The 23672-nt window shown below is 70.6% G+C and carries 20 protein-coding genes; 11 read left to right on the forward strand and 9 right to left on the reverse strand.

The window, feature by feature from the left end; genetic code table 11:
- Positions 1-244 precede the first annotated feature (244 nt).
- Together PV734_RS08600 and PV734_RS08605 are read left to right on the forward strand one after the other, a co-directional pair.
- Positions 245-1087 carry a (2Fe-2S)-binding protein gene (locus PV734_RS08600; RefSeq protein ID WP_319289138.1) on the forward strand — a complete coding sequence of 281 codons (843 nt, stop codon included), beginning with the start codon at positions 245-247 and terminating at the stop codon, positions 1085-1087.
- A 330-nt stretch (positions 1088-1417) separates the two neighbouring features.
- Positions 1418-2464 (forward strand): DUF2637 domain-containing protein, encoded by a 1047-nt coding sequence (locus PV734_RS08605; RefSeq protein ID WP_319097377.1) that lies wholly within the window; start codon positions 1418-1420, stop codon positions 2462-2464.
- 64 nt (positions 2465-2528) lie between these two features.
- On the opposite strand, the gene PV734_RS08610 is transcribed toward PV734_RS08605, so the two are convergent.
- From PV734_RS08610 to PV734_RS08620, 3 genes are all read right to left on the reverse strand, one after another.
- Complete coding sequence (locus PV734_RS08610) at positions 2529-2903, reverse strand: ATP-binding protein (protein WP_415924176.1); 375 nt, start codon at positions 2901-2903, stop codon at positions 2529-2531.
- Between the two features lie 441 nt (positions 2904-3344).
- Positions 3345-3860 (reverse strand): hypothetical protein, encoded by a 516-nt coding sequence (locus PV734_RS08615; RefSeq protein ID WP_319289140.1) that lies wholly within the window; start codon positions 3858-3860, stop codon positions 3345-3347.
- A 109-nt stretch (positions 3861-3969) separates the two neighbouring features.
- Positions 3970-4566 carry a hypothetical protein gene (locus PV734_RS08620; RefSeq protein WP_319289186.1) on the reverse strand — a complete coding sequence of 199 codons (597 nt, stop codon included), beginning with the start codon at positions 4564-4566 and terminating at the stop codon, positions 3970-3972.
- A gap of 353 nt (positions 4567-4919) precedes the next feature.
- Between PV734_RS08620 and PV734_RS08625 the strand changes: the two genes are divergently transcribed.
- Positions 4920-6173 (forward strand): helix-turn-helix domain-containing protein, encoded by a 1254-nt coding sequence (locus PV734_RS08625; protein WP_319289141.1) that lies wholly within the window; start codon positions 4920-4922, stop codon positions 6171-6173.
- 33 nt (positions 6174-6206) lie between these two features.
- Here PV734_RS08625 and PV734_RS08630 read toward each other — a convergent pair whose 3' ends face one another.
- Positions 6207-7898 (reverse strand): protein phosphatase 2C domain-containing protein, encoded by a 1692-nt coding sequence (locus tag PV734_RS08630; protein WP_319289143.1) that lies wholly within the window; start codon positions 7896-7898, stop codon positions 6207-6209.
- A 331-nt stretch (positions 7899-8229) separates the two neighbouring features.
- On the opposite strand from PV734_RS08630, the gene PV734_RS08635 reads away from it, so the two are divergent.
- Positions 8230-8712: a DUF456 domain-containing protein gene (locus PV734_RS08635; RefSeq protein ID WP_319097384.1), complete on the forward strand. Its 483-nt coding sequence runs from the start codon at positions 8230-8232 to the stop codon at positions 8710-8712.
- An 89-nt stretch (positions 8713-8801) separates the two neighbouring features.
- On the opposite strand, the gene PV734_RS08640 is transcribed toward PV734_RS08635, so the two are convergent.
- Positions 8802-10085: an SGNH/GDSL hydrolase family protein gene (locus PV734_RS08640; RefSeq protein WP_319097386.1), complete on the reverse strand. Its 1284-nt coding sequence runs from the start codon at positions 10083-10085 to the stop codon at positions 8802-8804.
- Positions 10086-10214: 129 nt separating this feature from the next.
- Here PV734_RS08640 and PV734_RS08645 point away from each other — a divergent pair, with 129 nt between their 5' ends.
- Positions 10215-10586, forward strand: coding sequence for a PPOX class F420-dependent oxidoreductase (locus PV734_RS08645; protein WP_319097387.1), 372 nt, complete (start codon positions 10215-10217; stop codon positions 10584-10586).
- Between the two features lie 17 nt (positions 10587-10603).
- Here the strand turns inward: PV734_RS08645 and PV734_RS08650 are convergent, their stop codons facing one another.
- Positions 10604-11134, reverse strand: coding sequence for a methylated-DNA--[protein]-cysteine S-methyltransferase (locus tag PV734_RS08650; RefSeq protein ID WP_319097390.1), 531 nt, complete (start codon positions 11132-11134; stop codon positions 10604-10606).
- A 209-nt stretch (positions 11135-11343) separates the two neighbouring features.
- Entirely contained in the window at positions 11344-12501 is a 1158-nt protein-coding gene (gene rsgA / locus PV734_RS08655; protein ID WP_319097391.1) for a ribosome small subunit-dependent GTPase A, read from the reverse strand.
- 329 nt (positions 12502-12830) lie between these two features.
- Here rsgA and gndA point away from each other — a divergent pair, with 329 nt between their 5' ends.
- Complete coding sequence (gene gndA / locus PV734_RS08660; protein WP_319097393.1) at positions 12831-14273, forward strand: NADP-dependent phosphogluconate dehydrogenase; 1443 nt, start codon at positions 12831-12833, stop codon at positions 14271-14273.
- Positions 14274-14360: 87 nt separating this feature from the next.
- On the opposite strand, the gene PV734_RS08665 is transcribed toward gndA, so the two are convergent.
- Both PV734_RS08665 and PV734_RS08670 read right to left on the reverse strand, forming a co-directional pair.
- Positions 14361-15857 carry a cellulose-binding domain-containing protein gene (locus PV734_RS08665; RefSeq protein ID WP_319097394.1) on the reverse strand — a complete coding sequence of 499 codons (1497 nt, stop codon included), beginning with the start codon at positions 15855-15857 and terminating at the stop codon, positions 14361-14363.
- Positions 15858-16179: 322 nt separating this feature from the next.
- Positions 16180-17502, reverse strand: coding sequence for a radical SAM protein (locus PV734_RS08670; protein ID WP_319097395.1), 1323 nt, complete (start codon positions 17500-17502; stop codon positions 16180-16182).
- A gap of 149 nt (positions 17503-17651) precedes the next feature.
- Between PV734_RS08670 and PV734_RS08675 the strand changes: the two genes are divergently transcribed.
- The 5 genes from PV734_RS08675 (at position 17652) to PV734_RS08695 (ending at position 23634) form a co-directional block, all read left to right on the forward strand.
- Positions 17652-18896, forward strand: a complete 1245-nt coding sequence (locus PV734_RS08675; protein ID WP_319289144.1) for an FAD-binding protein — start codon at positions 17652-17654, stop codon at positions 18894-18896.
- A 163-nt stretch (positions 18897-19059) separates the two neighbouring features.
- Positions 19060-20295, forward strand: a complete 1236-nt coding sequence (locus tag PV734_RS08680; protein WP_319097422.1) for an ROK family transcriptional regulator — start codon at positions 19060-19062, stop codon at positions 20293-20295.
- Positions 20296-20516: 221 nt separating this feature from the next.
- Positions 20517-21782, forward strand: coding sequence for a sugar ABC transporter substrate-binding protein (locus PV734_RS08685; RefSeq protein WP_319097399.1), 1266 nt, complete (start codon positions 20517-20519; stop codon positions 21780-21782).
- Between the two features lie 20 nt (positions 21783-21802).
- Positions 21803-22771, forward strand: a complete 969-nt coding sequence (locus PV734_RS08690; protein WP_319097401.1) for a sugar ABC transporter permease — start codon at positions 21803-21805, stop codon at positions 22769-22771.
- Positions 22768-23634, forward strand: a complete 867-nt coding sequence (locus tag PV734_RS08695) for a carbohydrate ABC transporter permease (protein WP_319097402.1) — start codon at positions 22768-22770, stop codon at positions 23632-23634. The genes PV734_RS08690 and PV734_RS08695 overlap by 4 nt, the downstream gene beginning before the upstream one ends.
- The last annotated feature ends 38 nt before the right edge of the window (positions 23635-23672 follow it).

The following is a 23672-nucleotide window of genomic DNA, read 5'->3' on the forward strand; positions in this document are numbered from 1 at the left end:
GCCTCCTCCGGGCTAGATGGCACCTTGACGGCACATGGGGTCATTGCGGCGGGTTGTTACTCGCCCGTCAAGCACCATAGGCGCACATTCCGTCAGTTCAAATCCCGATACGGGTCCAGGTTCGGATCCGGCCGGGATCGAGGCCGGATCCCGTGTTAAATCCGGATCACATCGCGGGCATGATGGGTAAGGTAAGGCTTACCTTTGATCTTCGAGTCATCTATCGAGATGCGGTGGTCCCGGCATGTCCGCTCCCGTACAGACCCGGTCCGCACTCGCGGACGCGTACGACCGGCTCGCCGAGGCCTACCCGGACGCGACCGTCACCGAGCTGGATCCCGGACAGGCGCATCCGCGCGGCGCCGGATGGGTGCGGGCCGCCAGGCTCGCGGCCGGCGACGGCGACCTCGACTCCTTCCTCGACTGGGACGACGAGCAGGTGCTGCGGGACTACGGGGCGCGGGGCCGCCCCGACGTCGTGGCCGGTTTCGGGCTGCACCGGTACGCGTGGACCGCGTGCCTGCTGATCACCGTGCCGTGGTTCCTGCACCGCCGGGTGCCCCGGCTGCCCGTCGAGGACGTCTCCTACCACCGCACCGAAGGACGCTTCAGCGTCCGCACCGGCACCTTCGCCTGTCTGCCCGACGACCCGGCGGCGGTCCTGCCCGGCGCCCGGCCGGCCGGCGACGAGGAGGCGCTGCGCGGGGAGGTACGGGCGGCGCTCGCCGAGCATCTGGAGCCCCTGCTCGGCGGTTTCGGGCCGCGGATGCGGCGGCGCGGGCGGGCCCTGTGGAGCGTGGTGACCGACGACGTCGTGGAGGGCCTGCACTACATAGGACAGGTCGTCGGGGAGCCGGACCGCGCGCGGCGCGAACTGGAGCTGCTGCTGCCGGGCTCGACCCGGCCGTTCGTCGGCTCGGCGGGCTTCCGGGAGGTGACCGGGCCGGACGGCGCCGCGCTGTCCGTCCGCGACCGGGCCAGCTGCTGCTTCTTCTACACGATCCGCCCGGACGACATGTGCGACAACTGCCCCCGCACCTGCGAGAACGACCGCATCGCCAAGCTGAGGGCCACCGCGACGAGTTGAGGCACCCTCAGCGAAGGACCCCTCCCCCCGGGGCCCGCGGGGCGTGCCGTAGGATCCCGCCGTAAGATCACGTTCGTCTGAGGCTCCCCATGGTTACGGGCACTTCACAAGTTCCTCACTTTCCGCAGGAACTTTCCGTGGAACCACCCGTACGGGTAGTCTTATTCGAACTCAACTCCCGCCCCTCAAGCGGCAGTTCGAGCAGAATGTCGCCCTGAGCATCCCCTTGCACCTCCTTAGGCGGCCTCTTGCCCCGAAACCCCCTGAGGGCTGAGGGGATTGGGCCACTATGGCGGGCGTTACGCCCTATCCCAATGCAAGGGACCCCAGATGAGACTGACCGACATATCGCTTAACTGGCTGCTTCCGGGCGCCGTACTGCTCCTGGGCGTGCTGGCGGCGGTGGCGGTGCTCGCGCGCGGCAAGCGCTCCTCCGGGGGGAAAGCCGGCGAGGACGACTCGTGGGAGCGCACCGAGGAGCGCCGCAGGCGCAAGGAAGCCGTTTTCGCCACGGCGTCCTACGTCCTCCTCTTCTGCTGTGCGGCCGTCGCCGCGGCTCTTTCCTTCCACGGACTCGTCGGCTTCGGCGAGCAGAACCTGAACCTCACCGACGGCTGGCAGTACCTCGTCCCGTTCGGTCTGGACGGAGCGGCGATGTTCTGCTCCGTGCTCGCGGTGCGCGAGGCCAGCCACGGTGACGCGGCCCTCGGTTCCCGGATACTGGTGTGGATGTTCGCCGCGGCCGCCGCCTGGTTCAACTGGGTGCACGCGCCCCGTGGACTCGACAACGCGGGTGCCCCCCAGTTCTTCGCCGGCATGTCCCTGTCCGCCGCGGTCCTCTTCGACCGCGCGCTGAAGCAGACCCGCCGGGCCGCCCTCCGCGAGCAGGGCCTCGTGCCGCGTCCGCTGCCGCAGATCCGTATGGTCCGCTGGGCGCGGGCGCCCCGTGAGACGTACAAGGCCTGGTCGCTGATGCTCCTTGAGGGTGTGCGCAGCCTGGACGAGGCGGTCGACGAGGTGCGCGAGGACCGGCGCCAGAAGGACCAGGCCAAGATGCGCCGTCGTGAGCAGGAGCGGGCCGAGCGCGCGCACCTCAAGGCGATCAGCCGGGGCCACCGCGGCCCGTTCGGCGGCGGCGGTGGCGGCGGTGGCCGACAGCAGGTCGAGGTGGAGCGGGCGCCCGCCCAGGTCACCTCGGAACCTGCCATATCCACCGCGGAGCAGCTGCCTCTGCGCGCCCGTCACTCCCTTCAGCCCGTCCGCGGCAACAGTGACTCGATCACTGTCGACCTGACGGCGGAGGACGACACGATGGCACTGCCCCGCCTGGACTCCCTGGAGCGCAAGCTCCGGGACCTTGAGCAGCAGTACGGCTGAGCCGCACCGCTGAGCACGAGTTGAGCGCTGGTTGAGCGCGAACCGACATGGGGGCGTGGCCTGTTCAGGCCGCGCCCCCGTTCAGTTCGAACCACACCGCCTTGCCCACGCCGTGCGCCCGGACTCCCCACGCGTCGGCGAGGGACTCCACCAGAACCAGCCCTCTGCCATGCGTACCGTCGTCGGGGACCGGTGCGCGCAGCCTCGGCCTGCGTCCCACGAAGTCCCGTACCTCCACGCGCAGTCCGTGCGGCGAGACGGTCGCCGTCAGCACCGCGTCGCGGTCGGTGTGGACCAGCGCGTTGGTGACCAGCTCGCTGGTGAGCAGTTCCGCTATCTCCGAGCTGCCAGGCCGCCCCCAGTGCCGCAACAGCTCGCGCAGTGCCCTACGGGCCTCCGGTACCTCCCGCAGATCCGAACAGCCCAGCCTGCGCCTCATGTACGACGCCTCCCCCCGGTGCGTGCCATCGTCATCGCCGATGGCGTTGCCGTTGTCGTCGTTGCCGTTCTCGGTGGTTTCCTCCGCCGTTTTCGCCGAGAAGGCCCCGATGGTTACGGGACCGCCCCCTCGCGCCTGCCTCTTCATGACCCCCGCCCGGACGCCGGTGTACTGTCCCCTCCTGATCGAACGCGTTCACGGGATCCATGCCCCCGACCTGAACACGGCAGTCATGTCGAATCCTCAACGACCGGATGTACGGGGCTGGTTGGACTGTTCCTGGCCGGATCCTGACGTCGACGGCGCCCCCCCCGGACGCTGCTGGAGGGGCGCTTGGAGCGGACGCTGCGGCAGTTCACACGCCCGTCCAGGAAGGGACGGGCGCGTGCGGGCGGTGGACCGGCCGGACCGTCCAGTGCGTCCTGCCGATCCGGCCGTAGGTCAGCTACCGCCGATGCCCTTCGTGCCGATGTGGATGATCCGGTGGTCCCGGGTCATGTCGACGACCAGCTTGGTGGTACTGGCGGTGCTCCCCGAGCCCCAGGTCAGCGTGATGCCGGCCTCGGTGTGGTCGGCGGTGCCGTTGTCGGTGACCGTCCAGCGGACGGGGACGTTCTGGGCGCGCAGGACACCGTCCGCGTGGTTCTTCTCCTCCCAGGCGACCAGCTTCTTCAGGTAGTCGGGGTGGATGTAGTACTTGCGCAGTTCCGCCGCGAGCTTTCCGCCCTCACCGGGTCCGCTCTGGGCGTCGATGTAGGCGCCGTAGAAGTCGGCGATACGTGTCACGGAGTCGGACGGGCTGCCGACGACCGTCCGGGGCGCCGAGACGGCCGCCCTGGCCGGGGTCGCGTCCGCCGAGGCGGTCAGCCCCAGCGGGAGCGCGGTGACGGCCGCGACACCGAGGGCGAGGGCGACGGCACGGCGGGCGGGCTTGCGAGCGATGGTGCGGCGGTTCATGTCGGTGTTCTCCCCATGGACGGTCGGTCGGTGATCAGTGGAGCCGGTGGGCCGGTGGAACTGGTCGATGATGTGGAACTGGCTTGATACGACCGGTCGTGACGACCGGTCAGTAGAGCTTCTTGACGGCCGTGGTCGTCGTCTTCTTGAAGGCCGCCACCGGGGCGCCCGCGAAGCCGCCCAGCCGGCTCCAGCCCACGACGGTGACGGTGCGGCCGTCCCGGCCGACCGAGAGGAGGCTGATGTCGTTGGCGCCGTAGGAGGTCTCGGTGTGCAGGCCGTAGACGTGCGCGCCCTCCTCGACCTGGAGCGTGCCGTAGTCCTTGAGCTGGGCATCGACCTCGGGGTCGGCCTGCTCGATCCGCTTCGGGCAGGAGCGGATCTCCTTGTTGAGCCGCGTCGCCAGAGCCTTGGCCTTGGCGTCGCTGCCGACGACGATCGTGAGCTGTCGGGCGCCGGCGTCGAGGTCGGTGTGGAACGCGCGGTAGCGGGAGTCGTAGCCCGGCAGCGCCGCGCCGAGGCAGAACCTCAGCTCCTCCGGCACCCCGTCCTTGACCCGGTCCGCCGTCCAGGTGGAATTGGGGTGCGGCGGCAGTTCGGCGGCCGAGAGGAACCTGGGCGGGGTCGGCGCGCTCGCCTTGGCCGTGGCACCGGCCGGGGCCGCGAGGGCGACTCCGGCCGCGACGAGGGCGGTGAGTGCGGACATCGCGGTGAGTACGCCGAACCTGGCGGCCCGGGTGGAGTGGGCCGGCCCGGAGCCGGTGGCCGAGGTGGCGTGTACGTCGAAAGCGGGATTGGGCATGGGTGTCCCCCGTGAGTGGATGCACGAGTGTGCATGGGTTGGTATGGCCGGGTGATGTCGGATGTCGCCGCGCCGGATGGTCGGTCCGGCGGCGGTCGGTGCGACGTCCACAGCATCGGCCGCCACTCGGGGCAACCGCAACCGGCGACACGCGATGCGCGACGGTGGAACCATCCCATCCCCTCTGACGTGCAGGTATATGGAGTGCCTGGGACGGCGTTCCGGGACGCGAGGTTCGGAAGAGGACGGGGTCGGGTGTGTCGACGTACGACGACGTGGCGGAGTTCGCGGCGCTGCTGACGCGGCTGAAGGGGCGTACGGACCGCAGTTACGGCTCACTGGCCCGGCGGCTGGCCATGAACCCCTCCACCCTGCACCGCTACTGCTCCGGCGACACGGTCCCCCTGGACTTCGCCCCGGTGGAACGGTTCGCCGCGCTGTGCGGGGCGTCGCCGGAGGAACGCGTGGAACTGCACCGCCGGTGGATCCTGGCCGTGGCGGCACGGCAACGGACACGTACGCCCGGGGAACCGGCCGCTCCGGCGGAACCTCGTACGTCCGAGGAGCCGCGTGGGTCGGTGGAACCTCGTCCGTCCGTAGCGCCGGGTACGGCCGGGGAGCCGGGCGCGTCCTCCTCGACGGTCACGTCTCCCGCGGCGGGCGCGTCCGCTGCGGGGCGCGTCTCCGAGGTGTCGGCCGTCCCGGACGTGTCCTCCGCCGCCGGAGGTCCCCCTGCCCGTCGCCGTCCCTGGTACCGCCGGCGCCGGATCGCGGTCACCACAGCCGTGGCCGGCACACTCGTCGCCACCCTGGGCACGCTGGGCGCTCTGTCGGCCCTGTCCGCCGACCGCTCCCCGTCCACGGCGCCCCCGTCCCGCTCCCCCGCCGAGACCACTCCCGCGCCGATCACCTGGACCGCGAACTCCCAGGCCTGGACGCTCGGTTGCGGCCACGACTACGTCATCGCCAAGTCGCCGGAGCAGGTGCCCCCGCCGCCGGCCGCGCAGGACGCGGCGCCCTGGGCAGCGAGCCAGCACGCGGTGCACGGAGGCGACACCACCGTCGAGATCTCGGTGCAGGGGCGGACCTCGACGGCCGTGGTCCTGGAGGCGCTCCGGGTCCGGGTGGTCGGACGCGACGATCCCGCCGAGGGCACCGCCTACTCCATGGACCAGGGCTGCGGCGGCTCCATCACTCCCCGGACCTTCTCCGTCGACCTCGACAAGGACCGGCCCATCGCCCGCTCGGTGGCCGGGAGTGACGTCGGGACGCCGATCCCGGCAGTCCGCTTCCCCTACCGCGTCTCCGCCCAGGACCCGGAGGTGCTCCTGGTCAACGCCCGGACGGTGACCTGCGACTGCCGCTGGTACCTGGAGCTCGACTGGTCCTCCCAGGGCCGCACCGGCACCGTCCGGATCGACGACGCCGGACGCCCCTTCCGGACCAGCGGCATCAAGGGGCTGCCCCGCTTCTGGTACTCGATGCGCGAGTGGATCCCCCGCACCGACTGAGCGGCCCCTTCCCCGACGTCCCGTCGCACCCGGTCACGTCTCCCAGACGGCGGCGGCCGTACGGTCGTCCGCGTATCCCTTGACCCGCACCTGGGTGTCCGCGAGGAACGCGGCGAGGCCGGGCGGGGTGCCGCCCGACCACCGTCCCGTGAGGTACTCGCACAGCTCGGGCTCGCCCCGCAGCGGATCGGCGAGGCCGCCGGTGCACAGCAGGAGCGTGTCCCCGGGTCGGGCCACGGAGGCACGGAAACGGAAGGGTTCGCGGGGCGGTTCGGGAGCCGGCTCATAGGGGCTCGGGGGTGTCGTGATCCCGAGGTCCATGGTGAGCCGGTCCCCGTCCGGGGTCTCGTGGGGCGGCGAACCGAAGCCGACGACGGGCTCACCGGCCGGGATCTCGGTGATCCGCGGTTCGATGTCCTGCCACTCGCCGTCCCGGAGCCGGAACAGTCCGCCCGCGCCGACGCCGAAGAAGACGCGCGTACGGCACTCGGGATCGGCGGGGAGCAGCAGACAGCGCAGGCCCGCGGTGTACTCCTCGGGCTCGATGCCCTGCTCGGCGGCGCTCGCGCGGAGCTTGCCGAGGCTGCGGTCGGTGAGCCGGTGCAGCCCCGACTTGAGATCACCGCGCCGGGCGGCACGGAGATCCTCGGCGAGCCGTACATGGCTGCGCCCCACCGCGCGCCCGATCCACTGGCAGGCCTCGGCGGCGGCCCGGTGCGCGCCCGGCGTGGCACGGGCGCCGGTCGCCATGGCGATGAGGACGAGCGCGTGGTCGCCCGCTCCGAAGCGGGCGGTGAGGAGCGAGTCGCGGCGGGGCTCGCCCCTGAAGCGTGCCGAGTCCCCGCGCAGGGAGACCGCCCGGAGCGTGCAGGCTCCGTACCGCGCCCCGTCGAGCACGGTGTCGGCGACGAGGTCCCCCAGGTCGTCGGGGTCGGCGGGCGGAAGGGCGGTGGGTTCGGGCGCGTAGGTGGGGGGACCGGAGCCGACGTGGTCGACGCCGCGCGGAGGCCCGTCGAGAGTGAGGCCGGAGATGTCCCTGGGGGCGGAGTCGACCGGGAAGCCGTCCTGGACGGAACCGTCGGGGATCGCGTCGCGCGGGGGAACGGTCGCCGGGGTGGTCCGGGCGGCGTCGACGACGTCGACGTCCTTCAGTTCGGCGTCCGACGCCCGGGCGCTCTCGCCGGTCGTCGTCCCGGCGCCCCCGTCCACGAACGCGGCGCCGAACGCCGACGGCTGCCCCTTGTCGCGGAAACCCGCGGGCTTGGGGCCCGGCGGGAAACTCGCGGGACCCGGCGGCATGGCGGGCGGGGGTTCCCAGGGAGCGCGGGGCCGCCCGGAACCACTGCTCCGAGGCGTGTCCCGGAGCCCGTGGGGGACCTCGGCGCGCGGCGGCGGCAGCGGGACCGGAGGGGCCACGGGCCGCGCCGGCGTTGGCGGAACCCGTGGCGGAGCCCCCGCCCCCAGCTCGTCCCACTCCTCGTAGGCCCCGGAGGCCTCGTGGATCCCGGAGGCACGAGAGGCATCCCCCGACACGGTCTCGCGCCCGAACACCGCGTCCCCGCCGTCCCGCTCCGGAACCGCGTCGACGGTTCCCGACGCCGAGGCGAACCTGTCGTCCAGGGAGTCGCCCGCGGCCGTGGGCCCGGTGTCCTCGGTGGAGTCGTCGTACAACTGCCCCCACCAGTCGTCCTCGTGACCGGTGGACCTCTCCCCCTGCTGGCTCATGCCCCCAATTGTCCACCGGATGGGCCGCTTGAAAACCGGGCATCCGGAAAATCCGGCGGGGTGTTCCGTCGTGAACGGCGTGTTCGACGGCGTGTCGGATGACATGTCGAACGCACGTACGAAACAAGTCGCCGGGCGGCCCCACCCCCCACGGGAGAGCCGCCCGGCGACGCCGGGGTGATCGGTGCCGGTCCACCGCGACCCGAGTGTGACCTGTCCACCTTGGGTTCCGCTGTGACCGGCCGTGGCGCCGCCTGCGCCGCGGGACGGCGGGCCCGCTCCCCCTCTCCCCTGACCTGCGGCTTCCCCCGTTCTCCGGCACCCTGGTCAGATGGGAGCGTGGGATCTCCTGCTGATCGGCCTGGTGATGCTGTTCGGTCTGTGCGGAGTTCTGGTGCCCGGGGTGCCGGGGTCGTGGCTCGTGTGGGCCGCGGTTCTGTGGTGGGCGATGAAGGATCCGCAGGCGGTGTCCTGGTGGGTGCTGGTGAGCGCGACCGTCGTCCTGTTCCTGTCCCAGGTGATCCGCTGGCAGCTGCCTCCACGTCGGCTGCGTGCGGGCGGCGCCACCCGCCGGATGGCGGTGTACGCCGGGGCCGGCGCCCTTCTCGGCTTCTTCCTGCTGCCCGTACTGGGCGCGTTCCCCGGCTATGTGGGCGGCGCCTATCTCCACGAGCGGCTGCGCCTCGGCCGGCGTGCCGAGGCGGTGGCGGCGGTACGGAGGGTGATGCGGGCGGGCGGCACCAGCGTCTTCGTCGAACTCTTCACGTGCCTGCTGATCACGGGGGCGTGGATCGGCGCCACCCTCTGGGGCTGATTCGTCGGACCTCTGTCACGTTGTCGACGGCCGCAGCGGACACCGACCGGCCCGTGACGCCCTGCCCGCCTCGGGCGCCCTCGGGCGCCTCACAGGCTCCTGAGGTCGGCCAGATCGATCGTGTCGGCCATGGCCCGCATACCCGCGTCGTTGAAGTGGAGGTGGTCGCCGGAGTCGTAGGCGGCGCGCATTCGGTGCGGGGACGCCGGGTCGCGGACGACGGCGTCGAAGTCGACGACCTCGTCGAAGATGCCGCCGGTGCGGATGAAGGCGTTCACGTCCCGGCGTACGGTTTCGCGGGCCTCGCTCCACCGGGCGTGGCCGCCGAACGGCGTGATGGTGGCACCGATGACGCGGATGCCCTGGGCGTGGGCGCGGGTCACGAGCGACTTGTAGGCCTCCTTGAAGGCGCTCGGGACGGTCTGTTCGGGGGTGCCGTTGATGTCGTTGACGCCCTCGAACACGATCAGCGCGCGCACCCCGGTCCGCGAGAGCACGTCGGCGCCGAACCGGGTCAGGGCGCGCGGGCCCACGCCGTCCAGCAGGACGCGGTTGCCGGAGATTCCCGCGTTGAGGACGCCGAGACGGCGGGTCGGAGGCAGAGCGGCGAGCCGGTCGGCCAGGCGGTCGGGCCAGCGGTGGTTGGCGTCGGTGGTCGTGCCGCCGCCGTCGGTGAGAGAGTCACCGAGCGCGACCACACTCCCTGCGGCGGGTGCGTCGAGGACGTCCACACCGGTGACGTAGTACCAGGAGCTGAGGGTCTTGGTGTAGGCGTCGCCGTCCGTCATGGCGGCCCAATTGCCCTTTGAGGCAAGGAAGTTGGTCTGCTTGGCCGTACGGTGGTAGGTCGCCGGGCCGGAGTCGCCCGGGGTGTGGACGGTGACGAGCAGATTGGCACCGGCCGGTACCGCGAGTGTCACGGCGTCGGTGACCCGGTCCTCACCCGCCGGGATCGTCACCGTGGGGGCACCCGCGAAGGTGGCCGTACGCATCGAGCCGGGTACGGCGTCCGGGCTCTTCGGTTCGCCGGGTTCCTGGAGGGCGACGGTGACGGCGCCGAGCCGAAGGGGCTGGGTGCCGAGCCGGTTGGTGAGTCGGACGCGCAGCGCGCTGCCGCCGACGCTGAGATGCAGGACGTTGCGGTAGGAGGCGTCGGGCCTGGCCGCGACGGTGCCGGAGGCGGCGGCCTCCCAGGTCCCGGTCCAGACCCGCGGAACAGGCGTTTCCAGGAGGGGAGAAGGAGAGAGCGAGGAGGGGGGAACCGGGGGCGGGGCGGGGGTGCTCCCCGGGTCGGCTCTCGCCGCGGGCGGGGCGAGCGCCAGGGCGGTCACGAGGACCGCGAGGATGTGCCGAACCATGATCGCGCGGGTCATGTGCGCATGGTTCCCCGGCCGGTCGGTCGGGCCACCGCGATGTCACACCCATGGCGGCACGCACGTACGTTCGCACATACACCCGGGTTTCCGCTGCGCCTGCCGGGACCGTCGTGTTTGGCTTCCCGTATGACCGAATTCAGCGCGGCCGAGCGTGCCTACCTACGGACCCAGCGCCTGGGACGGCTGGCCACCGTCGACCCCCGGGGCCAGCCGCAGGCGAACCCCGTCGGCTTCTTCCCGCAGGACGACGGGACGATCCTGATCGGCGGCTACTCGATGGGCAGCACCAAGAAGTGGCGCAACCTGGAGAGCAACCCGAAGGTCGCCCTGGTCGTCGACGACGTGGTGAGCGTGCGCCCCTGGAAGGTGCGCGGCGTGGACATCCGGGGTGAGGCGGAACTCCTCACCGGGCCGCACGAGTTGGGCCCGCACTTCAGCGACGAGGTGATCCGGGTCCACCCGAGGCGGATCCACAGCTGGGGCCTTGAGGAGGACTAGCGGAGGACTGGGGCCCGTCACCGTTCCGGGGTGAGCGGGACGCCCTCCAGGCCGAGCAGCCGGCGCTTGCGGTCGAGGCCGCCCGCGTACCCCGTGAGGGAGCCGTCCGCGCCGATCACCCGGTGGCAGGGCCGGACGACGAGCAGCGGATTGGCGCCGATCGCACCGCCGACGGCCCGTACGGCGGCCCTGGGGGCCCCGATCCGCGCCGCGATCTCGCCGTACGTCGTGGTGCTGCCGTACGGCACCGCGTCGACGGCGTTCCAGACCCGCTGCCGGAAGTCGGTTCCGGTGCTCCGCGACTCCAGCCGGAACTCGGTGAGTTCACCGGCGAAGTAGGCGGCGAGTTGTTCCCGCGCCGTCCGGAAGGGCCCGGGGTCGTGCTGCCAGCCCTCCTCGGCACTCCGGACCTCGCGTCCGCCCTTCTGCCCGGGCACGGAGAGCGAGGTCAGCACGCCCGACTCGTCGGCGGTCAGGAGGAGTTGACCGAGGGGACCGTCGAGGAAGGTCCAGTAGGTGGTCGCGGGAGCGGCCATGGGTGTCGTCATGGTGCGGGCTCCCCGTCGGCGGCGTACCTGGTGTTCTGGTCGGTCACGCCGTCCAGTCTGGGGTATGCGGGGAGGTGTCGCCGGCGGCTTTCCGACGCGACGTTCTCCCCCGGCTCCGGTCGGCGTCTCCAGCCGGTCCGGCCCAGCGCCCGCGGCGTGGCCGGGGTCCGGGGCAGCTCGCCCCAGGCCCCCGCCACCCCGCCGTACCCCTATCGCTGACGCCCTCGCTTCGCCTCCATCGCCGCCCTGCCCTCCGCTCCCTTCTTCTTCCAGTCCTTGCGGATCTCCGCCCGCAGCCGTGCGTCGGTCTTGGCGACGATGTACTGGTTCTCCCGCAGCAGCTTGCGGTAGCTGTCGAGGCGCCGTACGGCCAGCGCGCCCGAGTCGACCGCCTCCAGTACCGCGCACCCGGGCTCTGCCGTGTGGGCGCAGTCCAGGAAGCGGCAGCCGGCGGCCAGTTCCTCGATCTCGGCGAAGACCTGCCCGACGCCGGTGCCGGCGTCCCACAGGCCGACGCCACGAAGCCCCGGTGTGTCGATGAGGACTCCCCCGCCGGGCAGGGCGAGCAGGTTGCGGGTGGTCGTGGTGTGCCGGCCCTTGCCGTCGGCGTCACGGGTGGCCTGGACCTCCATGACGTCCACACCGAGCAGCGCGTTCGCGAGCGTCGACTTGCCCGCGCCGGACTGCCCGAGCAGCACGGCCGTACCGCCGGAGACGACGGCCGCGAGGACGTCGATGCCGTCGCCGCTGGTGGAGCTGACGGTGAGGACCGGCACCCCGGGGGCGGTGGCCTCCACGTCCTCCACGAGATACGAGAGGCCCGTCGCGTCCGGTACGAGGTCCGCCTTGGTGAGCACCACGAGGGGCTGCGCACCCGATTCCCAGGCCAGCGCCAGGAACCGTTCGACGCGGCCGAGGTCCAGTTCCACGGCCAGTGACACGGCGATGACGGCGTGGTCGACGTTGGCCGCGAGGATCTGGCCCTCGGAACGCTTGGACGAGGTGGAGCGTACGAACGCGCTCCGGCGGGGCAGATACGTACGGACGTATCGGGGATCGCCGACCGGTTCGACGACCGCCCAGTCGCCCGTGCAGACGACCTTCAGCGGATCGTGCGGGGTGACGAACGCGGTGTCGGCGCGCAGCACACCGTCCGCGGTGGCGACGTCGCACTGGCCGCGGTCGACGCGGACCACCCGCCCCACGAGCAGCCCTTCGGCGGCGTAGGGGGCGAACTCGGCGGCCCAGGCGTCGTCCCAGCCGTAGGCGGCGAGCGCGGGGAACGAAGCCGACGAGGCGGCTGACGAGGTGGAACGAAGTGAAGCAGATGATGTGGATGAAGCAGATGAAGCCGAAAGCGAAGTCAAGGGAGACCCTTCACAAGGGTGGCCCCGGCACGCGCACTTGGGCGCGAAGGAAGTGGAAGGTCAGCCGGTGACCACGGAGGTGGACTTGATGAACTCCTGGATGCGGGCAACGCCCATCGCAAAGACAGTCATCGGGTCACACCTCCTCGTATTCGCTCGATCGGCAAAGGCCGTGAACGGCTTGTGAAGGCCGTCACGGAAAGCTCTTTCACTCTAGGCGCGCACCCGGTCTGCGCGCCACCCGATATCCGGCTGAACAACTGGGGCCCCACCAGCCGTAACTGATCAGTGTGGCGGTTGGGAGACCGCACCGAGCGAAGGAGCACACCATGAAGGCGACCGCGCAGATCGGCGTCACCGGCCTGGCGGTGATGGGCCGCAATCTGGCCCGGAACTTCGCCCGGCACGGTTACACCGTGGCCCTCCACAACCGGACCCCCGCCAGGACCAAGGCGCTGGTCGAGGACTTCGGGCACGAGGGCGACTTCGTGCCCGCCGAGACGGCCGAGCAGTTCGTGGCGGCGCTGGAGCGCCCCCGACGGCTCATGATCATGGTGCAGGCCGGGGCGGCCACCGACGCGGTGATCGACGAGTTCGCCGCGCTCCTGGAGCCCGGCGACATGATCATCGACGGGGGCAACGCCCACTTCGCCGACACCCGCCGCCGGGAACTGGCCCTGCGCGGGCTCGGTATCCACTTCGTGGGGGTGGGTGTCTCGGGCGGCGAGGAGGGCGCGCTGAACGGGCCGAGCATCATGCCCGGCGGCTCCGTGGCGGCGTACAGCGCGCTCGGGCCGATGTTCGAGACGATCAGTGCCAAGGTGGACGGCGAGCCCTGTGTCACCCATGTCGGCACGGACGGCGCCGGGCACTTCGTGAAGATGGTGCACAACGGCATCGAGTACGCGGACATGCAGCTGATCGGCGAGGCGTACCACCTGCTGCGGCAGGTCGGCGGCTACGAGCCGGCGCGGATCGCCGAGATCTTCCGCCAGTGGAACAAGGGGCGCCTCGACTCCTACCTGATGGAGATCACCGCCGAGGTGCTCGCCCACACCGACGCCTCCACGGGCAGACCCTTCGTGGACGTGGTGGCCGACTCCGCCGGGCAGAAGGGCACCGGCCGCTGGACCGTACGGACCGCCCTGGAGCTCGGTTCCCCGGTCACCGCCATCGCCCAGGCCACCTTCGCCCGTGCCGCCTCGGGCCAGCGGGCCCTGCGCGCCGCGTATCGCGAGCTGCCCGGGGGCAGCGGCCCGGACCTCACCGCGTACGAGGCGGAGCGCTTCGCCTGCCTGGTCGAGCACGCCCTGTACGCGTCGAAGCTCATCGCCTACGACCAGGGCTGGAAGATGATCCTGGACGCGTCCGCGGAGTACGGCTGGGACATCGACCTCGGCGCGATAGCGAGGATCTGGCGCGGCGGCTGCATCGTCCGGGCCGCCTTCCTCGACCGGGTCCGGGCCGCCTACGCCACCGATCCCTGCCGGGTCACCCTGCTCACCGAGGAGGGCTTCGCGGGCGAGATCGCCGACGCCCAGGTGCCCTGGCGCGAGGTCGTCGCCTCGGCCGCCCGGCACGGGGTTCCGGTCCCGGCCTTCTCCGCCGCCCTGTCGTACTACGACACCCTGCGCACCGAGCGCCTCCCGGCTGCCCTCACCCAGGGCCAGCGTGACTACTTCGGCGCCCACACCTACCGTCGTACCGACCGTGAGGGCCGCTTCCACACGCTCTGGGAGCGGGCGGACCGGAGCGAGACCGAGGTGATCTGACCTGGCCCGGCCCGCATCGCGAACGGGCCGGCCACGCCCGCGGCGTCACCGCCGGGTGTGGCCGGCCCGGGGCCGGGTGCGAGCGGGTCAGGTCGTGCAGCGGCTGCCGTTCAGGGTGAAGTCGAACGGGTCCTTGTTGCTGCCCTGCCAGCTGGCGAGGAAGCCGAAGGAGACCGTGCCGTCGGCCGCGACGGACCTGTTGTAGTCGGCGGCCGTGGCCGTGACGCGGGCGCCGTCCTGGGTGAAGCTCGCGTCCCACATCTGGCCGACCTGCTGGCCGTCGCGGAAGCTCCAGGCGATGCGCCAGCCGTCGACGGCCTTCGCGGTGGTGACCCTGATGGTGGCCTGGAAGCCGTCGGGCCACTCGTTGACCAGGTCGTACTCGACCTCGCAGGAGGCCGCTTCGCTCTCGTCGGGACTCGGCTTCGGGGTCTCGCTCCCCGCGGTGGCCGTGGCCGTGCCCTGGGGTTCGGTGTCGGAGTTGTCGGGGTCGTCGGACCGCGTCGGGGACGCGGCCGGGTCGGACTTCCGGGGAATCGCGGACGGGGTGGCACCCGCCGGGACGGTGAGGCCGGACGGCAGGACGGACGCCGGGTCCATCACGGGCTTGCCGTCGGTCACACCGCGCCGCGCGGCGTCGTCGCCGGAGCCGTCGAACGGCATCATGGAGACCGTGAGCGCGAGCCCGGAGACGATGACGGCCGCGACCAGGATCGCCGTACGGCCGATACGCGGGCGCGACTCCCCCATGGTCAGACCGGTGTTGAAGCCCGCCTCGCCGCGCCCGCCGAGCAGGCCCGCCTCGGCCGCGCGGCGGCGCCGTTCCAGGTAGGCGAGGCCGCCCCAGCCGATGACGCCGCCGGCGAGCGCGGCCGGCAGCCCGCCGATCCCGCCGTACAACCGAAGGCAGGCGGCGGCCTCGGCGCACTCCACGCAGGTCGCGAGGTGCCGGGAGAGGTCCTCGGGGACCTCGGCGCCCTGCGAGCGGGTGACCGCGTCGAGCAGCCGGGCGAAGCGGCGGCAGTCGGGGCTCATCGGGGTGTCGAGGAGGTTGCGCTGGCAACGGTCCCTGAACAGGACGCGTACCTGGGCGAGTTCCTCGGCGGCGCTGTCCGGGTCGAGGCCGAGCCGGCGGGCCACCTGGGCCAGCGGCAGCGCCTCCACCTCGGCCAGCCAGAGCAGGGCGGCGTCCGGTTCCTGCATGTCGCGCAGGGCGCGCAGGGCCAGCGGACGGCGCAACGGGGGGCCCACATACCGGGCGGCCTTGTCGGAGTTGAGCCACAGCCGCAGGTCGGGGTCGAGATGGTTGCCCTGCCCGGTCTCCTCCCAGGACGTGGCGGTGCTGCGAACCGCCGCGAGCAGCAGGGGTATCCAGGGCAGGCGGGGTATGCGGCGACCGGTGTTGCGGGCGCCGAAGTCGGCGGCCCGGGCCGCGTGGATACCGTGCCTGAACGCCTCGGCGGCCAGTTCGGTGCCGGCGGACGCGCCGGACGTGCACAGGTCGGCGTACGAGAGGACCGCGTCCCAGCACTCGGAGAACAGCGCTGCTTCGGCGGCGTCCTGAGGGGTCGGCAGATCTGGCATATGGGGGGACTCCAGCATCAACGGCTTGCACACGCCAACGTCAAGGTCAAGATGAAACGTCAACTACCCCCAGAAACGGGGCAGTTGGGGAACGTTTTCCAGAACGGAGCCCCGAGCTTTTCACGTCTCCCGCACAACTGACAAGCGACGTATTCACATGTCGGCACATGTCAACGCGGCTCGCCGTACGGGGGTCGTGAGGTGAGCGGAACGACGTGCGGATTCTCAAGCCCCCATACGGGCCGCGACGCCGTTCCGTTCAGTTGTTCTCAGCCCTTCTCGGCTGTTCTCGGTCCTTCACGGCTCTTCCCGGTCCCTCGGCTCACGTCTTCGACGCGGGCTCCCGGGCCGGCAGGCTGTCCATGAAGGAGCTGACGGAGAACACGGCGCGGCCGGGACCGGGCTCGCCGTAGCCGGGGGGCGAGGCGAGGCCGAACTCGTCCATCGTGGCGCGGTAGGCCTCCAGCAGGCGGATGTGGTACTCCAGCGGCGCGCCCTGGGGGTTGGCCTTGCCGAGCGGGGTGGTGGGCTCGGGGCACCAGGTGGTGAAGCGGGGCGTGATGCCGTGCGACATGAAGAAGCGCAGGCCCTCGGTGGTGGAGGCGATGGCCTCGTCGACCGTCGTGAACCCGGACGGGGCGGCCATCTCCACACCGGCCACGAAGTTCGGGATGACGTTGCGCGCGCCGAAGACGTCCGCCGAGTCGAGGATGCGCCGGTGCCACTCGTCGCGGCCCACGTAGCGCTCCTTGCCGGGGCAGTACAGCTCGAAGAGCTTGCGGTCCCACACCTCGTAGTTGGGGTGGTAGATCTGCACGCCGTAGTCCTTGAAGCGCTGTACGTCGTCCTTCGGCAGGGCCTGTGCGACGACCTTGCCGATCCAGCGGCCCGGGAAGTGCTCCTCGATGGCCTTCGCGTACATGCCGTAGAAGTCGGCCTCGTCGCGGCCCTGGAGCTTCGAGGTGATCGCGCCGCCGGTGAGGGTGTAGGCGGTGGATGCCTTCGCCGTGTCGTAGCGGTCGATGATCTCCAGGGCTTCCAGGACCTCGTCGACGTCCTTGACGCCCGTGTAGGGCCGGCCGGCCGCCTTGTGCTGGCGCCAGTTGTGGTTGATGTCGCAGTACTGGCACTCCTCCTTGGCGCCGAAGTACTGGCAGACCCGGAAGACGGTCAGGTAGATCAGATAGCCCCACTGGATGGTCGGGGCGACCTCCATGACGGACTTCCCGTTGGAAAGGGTGTGGCGGTAGTACTCCGGCATGGGCGGCACGCCGACGTCGGAGATCCGCTTCCCGTCGAGGTAGAGGCCGAGGACGCCGTCCTCGTCGGACGCCACCCGGTAGGGCGAGGCGGGGTTCACGCGCACCGAGACGACGGTCCGGCGCAGGTCGTAGGGGCCGCCGGTGAGGATGATCTCCTCCGGCGGGCGGCGCAGCGCGGCCTCGCCCAGCTCGGGAAGGGTCCCGTGGTCGAAGGAGAAGATGAAGTACGACTTCGGCTTGACGTCACCGCTCTCGTTGTCGCTGAGCGCGGACGGATCGAAGGCCACACCACCCCTGAGCAGGTCCTCTTTGAAGACGGCTTCCCGCGGTACGTGCGGAAAGCGCTCCATCAGATCCTCGACCAGCGCGGTGCGGCTGCCCATCCCGTGTCTCCTCCAGCTCCGGCGGTACTCCGGCGTTCGACTCCTCACGGTATGCCCCCGCCTGCGGGTCCGTGGTCGCGGGGCCCCTCGGGCATGTCACATCCCCCTGCGTGAGAAGGTCGTCGCACCTGAGCGGAGGGACGGACCCGATGGCCGAGACGCTGACCAACTGGGCGGGCAACATCATCTACACGCCCACGGAGCTGCACCGACCGCGCTCCCTGGACGCCCTGCGGGCGCTCGTGACCCGGAGCGCCGGGGTGCGGGTACTGGGCAGCGGACACTCCTTCAACGACATCGCCGAGCCGGGCGCCGACGGCATCCTGCTCTCCCTGGCCGGGCTGCCCCAGGAGATCGACGTCGACACGGCGGCCCGTACGGTCCGGGTCGGGGGCGGGGTCCGGTACGCGGAGCTGGCCAGGGCGGTCCACGGGCGCGGACTCGCGCTGCACAACATGGCGTCCCTGCCGCACATCTCGGTGGCGGGGTCGGTGGCGACCGGTACGCACGGTTCGGGCGTGGACAACGGTTCGCTGGCCGCCGCGGTGCGCGCGGTCGAACTGGTCACGGCGGACGGCTCGACGGTGACGATCGCACGGGGCGAGGACCGGTTCGAGGGAGCGGTCACCGCGCTCGGCGCGCTGGGCGTCGTCACGGCCCTCACCCTCGACCTGGAGGCGGACTTCGAGGTCGAGCAGTACGTGTTCACCGAACTGCCCCTGGACGGGCTGGACTTCGAGGCGGTGGCGGGCGCCGCGTACAGCGTGAGCCTGTTCACCGACTGGCGGGCGCCGGGCTTCCGGCAGGTGTGGCTGAAGCGGCGTACCGACCAGGCACCGCCGGACTTCCCGTGGGCCGCTCCCGCCACCGAGGCGATGCACCCGGTGCCGGGGATGCCGGCCGTGAACTGCACGGAGCAGTTCGGTGTGCCGGGGCCCTGGCACGAGCGGCTCCCGCACTTCCGGGCGGAGTTCACGCCGAGCAGCGGCGAGGAGCTCCAGTCGGAGTACCTGCTGCCGCGCCCGTACGCCCTGGACGCGCTGCGGTCGCTCGACGCGATCCGGGAGATCGTCGCTCCGGTGCTCCAGGTGTGCGAGGTCCGGACGATCGCCGCCGACACCCAGTGGCTGAGCCCGACGTACGGGCGGGACAGCGTGGCGTTCCACTTCACCTGGGTGGCGGACACCGAGGCGGTGCTGCCCGTGGTGCGGCGGGTCGAGGCCGCGCTGAACCCGTTCGGGCCGCGTCCGCACTGGGGGAAGGTGTTCACCTTGGCGGCGGAGGTGGTGCGCGGACGGTATCCGAAGCTGGCGGACTTCGGGGCGCTGGGGGCGTTCCTCGACCCCTCGGCGAAGTTCACGAACGCGTTCGTACGGGAGGCGCTCGGCGGCTGACCTCGCGCCGGGTGCGCGGTCGAGTGCGCCGGGACTTTATTCAGCCCCTTTCCTAACCCCTTGTCGAACCTCCCCCGCTGCCCATAGCCTTGCGCCGCGCCGGTGCCGTCGTGCCCCGGGCTGTCTGCACTGAGGTCTGCACGGCGAGGGGGCATGCCCGGTGGTGAAGCGCACATCGCGTGACATCCGCACCGCGAACCGCTACGAGGTGCTGCGCCAGATCATCGCCCAGTCGCCCACCTCCCGGCAGGAGCTGGCCGCCGCCACCGGGCTGAGCCTGGCGACGGTGGCCACGCTCGTCGGGGAACTGATCGAGCTGCGGATGCTGACCGAGGTCGGCTTCGAGGACTCGGCGGGCGGACGCCCCAGGGGGCTCGTGGCGGTCAACGAGACGGGCGGCGCCCTCATCGGCGTCGACATCGCGGAGACGTACGTCCGGGTCGAGCTGTTCGACCTGGGGCTGAACGTCCTGGCCCGCGCCGCCGAGCACATGCGCCCCGGCGAGAGCCGCCCCGAGCAGGTGGTCGGGCACGTCACCACGGCCGTCGGCTCCGTGGTCGCGCAGGCCGGCATCGAGGGCGCCCGGGTCCTCGGCGTCGGGGTGAGCGTGCCGGGACAGGTGGACCGGGTCACCGGCATCGCCGAGTACGCGCCGAACTGGGACTGGCACGACGTCCCCCTCCTCGACCTGCTCACCGAGCACATCGCCTATCCGCTGTACCTCGACAACCCGCTGCGCGCCTGCGCCGTGGCCGAGCTGTGGTTCGGGGCCGTACGGGGGCACGGCAACGCTGTCGTGGTGAACCTCGGCACGGGTGTCGGCGCCGGACTGGTGATCGGCGGCGCGGTGCACCGGGGGGTCAGCAACAGCGCCGGGGAGTGGGGGCACACGACGCTCGTCCTGGACGGGCGGCCCTGCCACTGCGGCAACCACGGGTGCGTCGAGACATATGTGGGCGCGCCGGGAATCATGCTGAACCTGGAGGAGTTGGACCCGGGCGGCTCGCTGCTGCGTCCCGACGACCAGACGGCGACCGTCGACGCGCTGGCCCGCGGGGTCGCCTCCGGTGATCCGGTGGCCGTGAAGGTGGTCCGGGACATGGCCCGCTATCTGGGCGCGAGCATCTCCGACCTGGTCAACCTGCTCAACCCCGAGATCGTCGTGCTGAGCAGCTGGGTCGCGGCCACGCTCGGCGAGCCGCTGGTCACCGAGGTGCGCGAGGCGGTGGCCCGACACGCGCTGAAACGGCCCCTGGCGGCCACCGAGATCGTCCTCTCGCCCATCCCCGGGGACCCGGTGTGCCTGGGCGCGGCGACCTTCGCGCTGGAAGGCGCCCTGTCCGCGGTCACCCAGCGGTCGTCGACCGCCCGGCGGGGTGGCTCGATGCCGCTGAAATAGGTCCGGACCAACCCCAACCATCCCTGTGCGGAACGCCGTTGAGGCGGTCCGCCACTCCGTCATGTCCGACCGGCCGAACACTCCGCAACGTTTCGAACGGGCTTCGTCCAACCCCTTGCCGAAGCCTTAGCCGAAGGTTAACGTCCGCCTCCGCAACCTCATTTGAGCCATCTGGCGCTGAAGCGACAGAGCCGCGGCCGTACTCGAGACAAGGACGTCACATGTCGGCATTGAGCAACAGCAACTGGGACCGCCGGAACGTTCTGCGGGCCGCCATGGGCCTGGCCGCCGCCGGCGGACTGACAGCGTGCGGCGGCAACACCGGCCGCAGCAGCGGCGGCGGGTCGGGCGACTCGCTCGTCCAGTACTTCCACGCGTACGGCGAGGCGGGCACCGAGCAGGCCATCAAGAAGTACGCCAAGGCCTACAAGGGCGCCGACGTCACCACGCGCTGGATCACCGGCGACAACTTCGAGTCCAAGCTCTTCTCGTCGCTGCTCACCAAGCAGGCGCCCGACGTCTTCGAGTTCCACCCGCAGCTGCAGATGGTCAAGAGCGGCCAGGTGGCCGACCTGAGCGACCTCATCGACCCGGTCAAGGACGACTTCAACCCGAACGACATCAAGTCGCACACGGTCGACGGCAAGGTCTACGGGATCCGGATGATCGACGACCCGCAGTTCTTCTACTACCGCAAGTCGATGCTGGAGCAGGCCAAGGTGGACGTTCCCACCACACTCGAGGAGTTGGTCGAGGCCGCCGCCAAGCTCACGACCAGCAAGGTCAAGGGCGTTTTCCTCGGCAACGACCTCACCGCGATCCAGAACGTCATCATCTTCTCGGCCGGCGCGGACACCATCGACGCGAACAACAAGATCGCCTACCACACGGACGGCGTCGTCGAGGGCCTCAAGCAGCTCCGCAAGCTCTTCACGAGCGGCAGCCTGCTCCTCGACGCACCCACCAACTTCTGGGACCCGTCCTCGCTCAACCAGGGCCTGTGTGCCATCCAGTGGGGCGGCATGTGGTCCATGCCGGCCATGCAGGCGGCGCTCGGCGACGACCTCGGCATCTTCCCCTTCCCGAAGATCGGCAGCAGCGGCAAGCAGTCGGTCTACAACGGCGGCTGGTCGATGTTCGTCAACGCCAAGAGCAAGAACCTCGACGCGGCCAAGGAGTACGTCAAGTGGCTGTGGATCGACCAGAAGGAGTACCAGGAGGACTGGGCGCTGTCGTACGGCTTCCACATCCCGCCGCGCACGTCGATCGCCAACTCGGCCACGAAGCTCAAGTCGGGCCTGCCCGCTGAGGCCGTGAAGCTCTTCACCGACTTCGGCCACTTCGACAACATCGCGTACGACCAGACCATGCAGACCGCGTTCGCCGAGGTGATCGCGTCCTCCATCCGCAAGGACGGCGACCCGGAGAAGGCGCTCGACACCTGCGACAAGAAGGTCGAAGTCGAACTCAAGAAGCTGTTCGGATAGGCCGCCGGGAAGACCACGCCATGTCGACGACCACCACACGCGGGGTCGCCCAGCCCGCCCCGGCCGAAGCCTCCCAGGCTCGGCCGCGGCGGGGCCTGCGGGGCAACGCCACCCTCAACTTCTGGCTCTTCACCGGACCGTTCCTCATCGGCCTGGTGATCTTCGTCTTCGTGCCGATCGGCTGGAGCATCTGGCTCAGCTTCTTCGACGCGCGGTACACCGTCACGCCGAGCAACTTCGTCGGCCTCGACAACTACAAGCAGATCCTCACCAACAGCGACTTCCCCGACTCGCTGCTGACGTTCTCCGTGTTCGCCGCGTTCATCGTGCCGACCACCTGGGCGCTGTCGCTCGGACTGGCGCTGCTGGTGCACCGGCTGCGGTTCATGCGGGCGTTCTTCCGGTCGGTGTTCTTCCTGCCGACCGCGGTCTCCTACGTCGCCGCCGCGCTGATCTGGAAGATGTCCATCTTCAGCGGCGTCCGCTTCGGCCTGATGAACACGGTCCTGAGCTGGTTCGGCGTGGAGAACATCGCCTATCTGGCGAACCCGAGCCCGCCCTGGTACTGGGTGGTCATCGTGAGCCTGCGGCTGTGGATCCAGTCCGGGTTCTACATGATCCTGTTCCTGGCGGCGCTGCAGAACATCCCCGCAGAGCTGTACGAGGCCGCCGCCATCGACGGTGCCAAGCCGGGTTGGCAGACCTTCCGGTACATCACGCTGCCTCAGCTGCGTGCCACCTCGACAGCGGTGGTCCTCCTGCTGCTCATCGCCGCCTACCAGGCGTTCGACGAGTTCTTCAACATCATCGGGACCAAGGCGACCTGGGCCCAGACACCGCTCATGGAGCTCTACAAGGCGGCCCTCGGCAACAGTCAGGACTACGGCGCCGGCAGCGCGGGCGCGGTCATCCTGTCGCTGCTCATCTGTCTCGTCACGCTAATACAGGGCAAGTTCATGGGCTTCGGAAGAGGGGAGGAGGCCAAGTGACCACCACCGCACCTCAGGTTCGCAAGCAGCGCGGGAAGGGCCGGGGCGTCCTCGGCAACGCGGGGTTGTACTTCGCCGTCGGCGTCGCCGCCCTGCTCTTCCTGATCCCCTTCTACCTGATCCTCCGCAACTCCCTCTCCACGGATCTGGAGATCACGGGCGAGAACTGGAAGCTGCTCCCGTCCTTCCAGTGGGGCAACATCTCCGAGCTGTTCTCCGACCCGACGGTCGAGTACGGCCGCTCCCTGTGGAACTCACTGGTCGTCGCCGTCCTGACCACCCTCGGCACTCTGCTGGTGTGCTCCCTCGCGGGATACGGCCTCGCCCGTATCCCGTACAAGCACGCCAACAAGGTCTTCTACGCCGTGCTGGCGACCCTGATGATCCCGACAGCCGTCACATTCGTCCCGAGCTTCGTGCTGGTCTCGTCGCTCGGCTGGGTGGACACCTACCGCGGTCTGATCATTCCCGGTCTCTTCAGTGGTTTCACCTGCTTCCTTTTCCGGCAGTACTTCCTCGGGTTCCCGAAGGAGCTGGAGGAGGCGGCACGCGTGGACGGGCTCGGCTACTGGGGCGCGTACTGGAAGGTCGTCGTACCCAACTCGCTGAACTTCTTCGCGGCGATCGCCACGATCACGTTCATCAGCGCCTGGAACGCCTTCCTGTGGCCGCTGGTCATCGGCCAGGACCCGAGTTCATGGACCGTACAGATCGCGCTCTCCTCCTTCATGACCAACCAGACCGTAAACTTCCATCTGATCTTCATGGCAACCGCCATCTCCATCCTTCCCTTGGTGTTCGTGTTCCTCTTCCTCCAGCGCTGGCTGGTGCAGGGGATCGCGCAGACCGGAATCAAGGGCTGAAACCAAGGGCTGACACCTACACCTCACTCCAGGAGACC

This window comes from Streptomyces sp. AK08-02, from assembly GCF_033795085.1.
GTDB lineage: Bacteria > Actinomycetota > Actinomycetes > Streptomycetales > Streptomycetaceae > Streptomyces > Streptomyces echiniscabiei.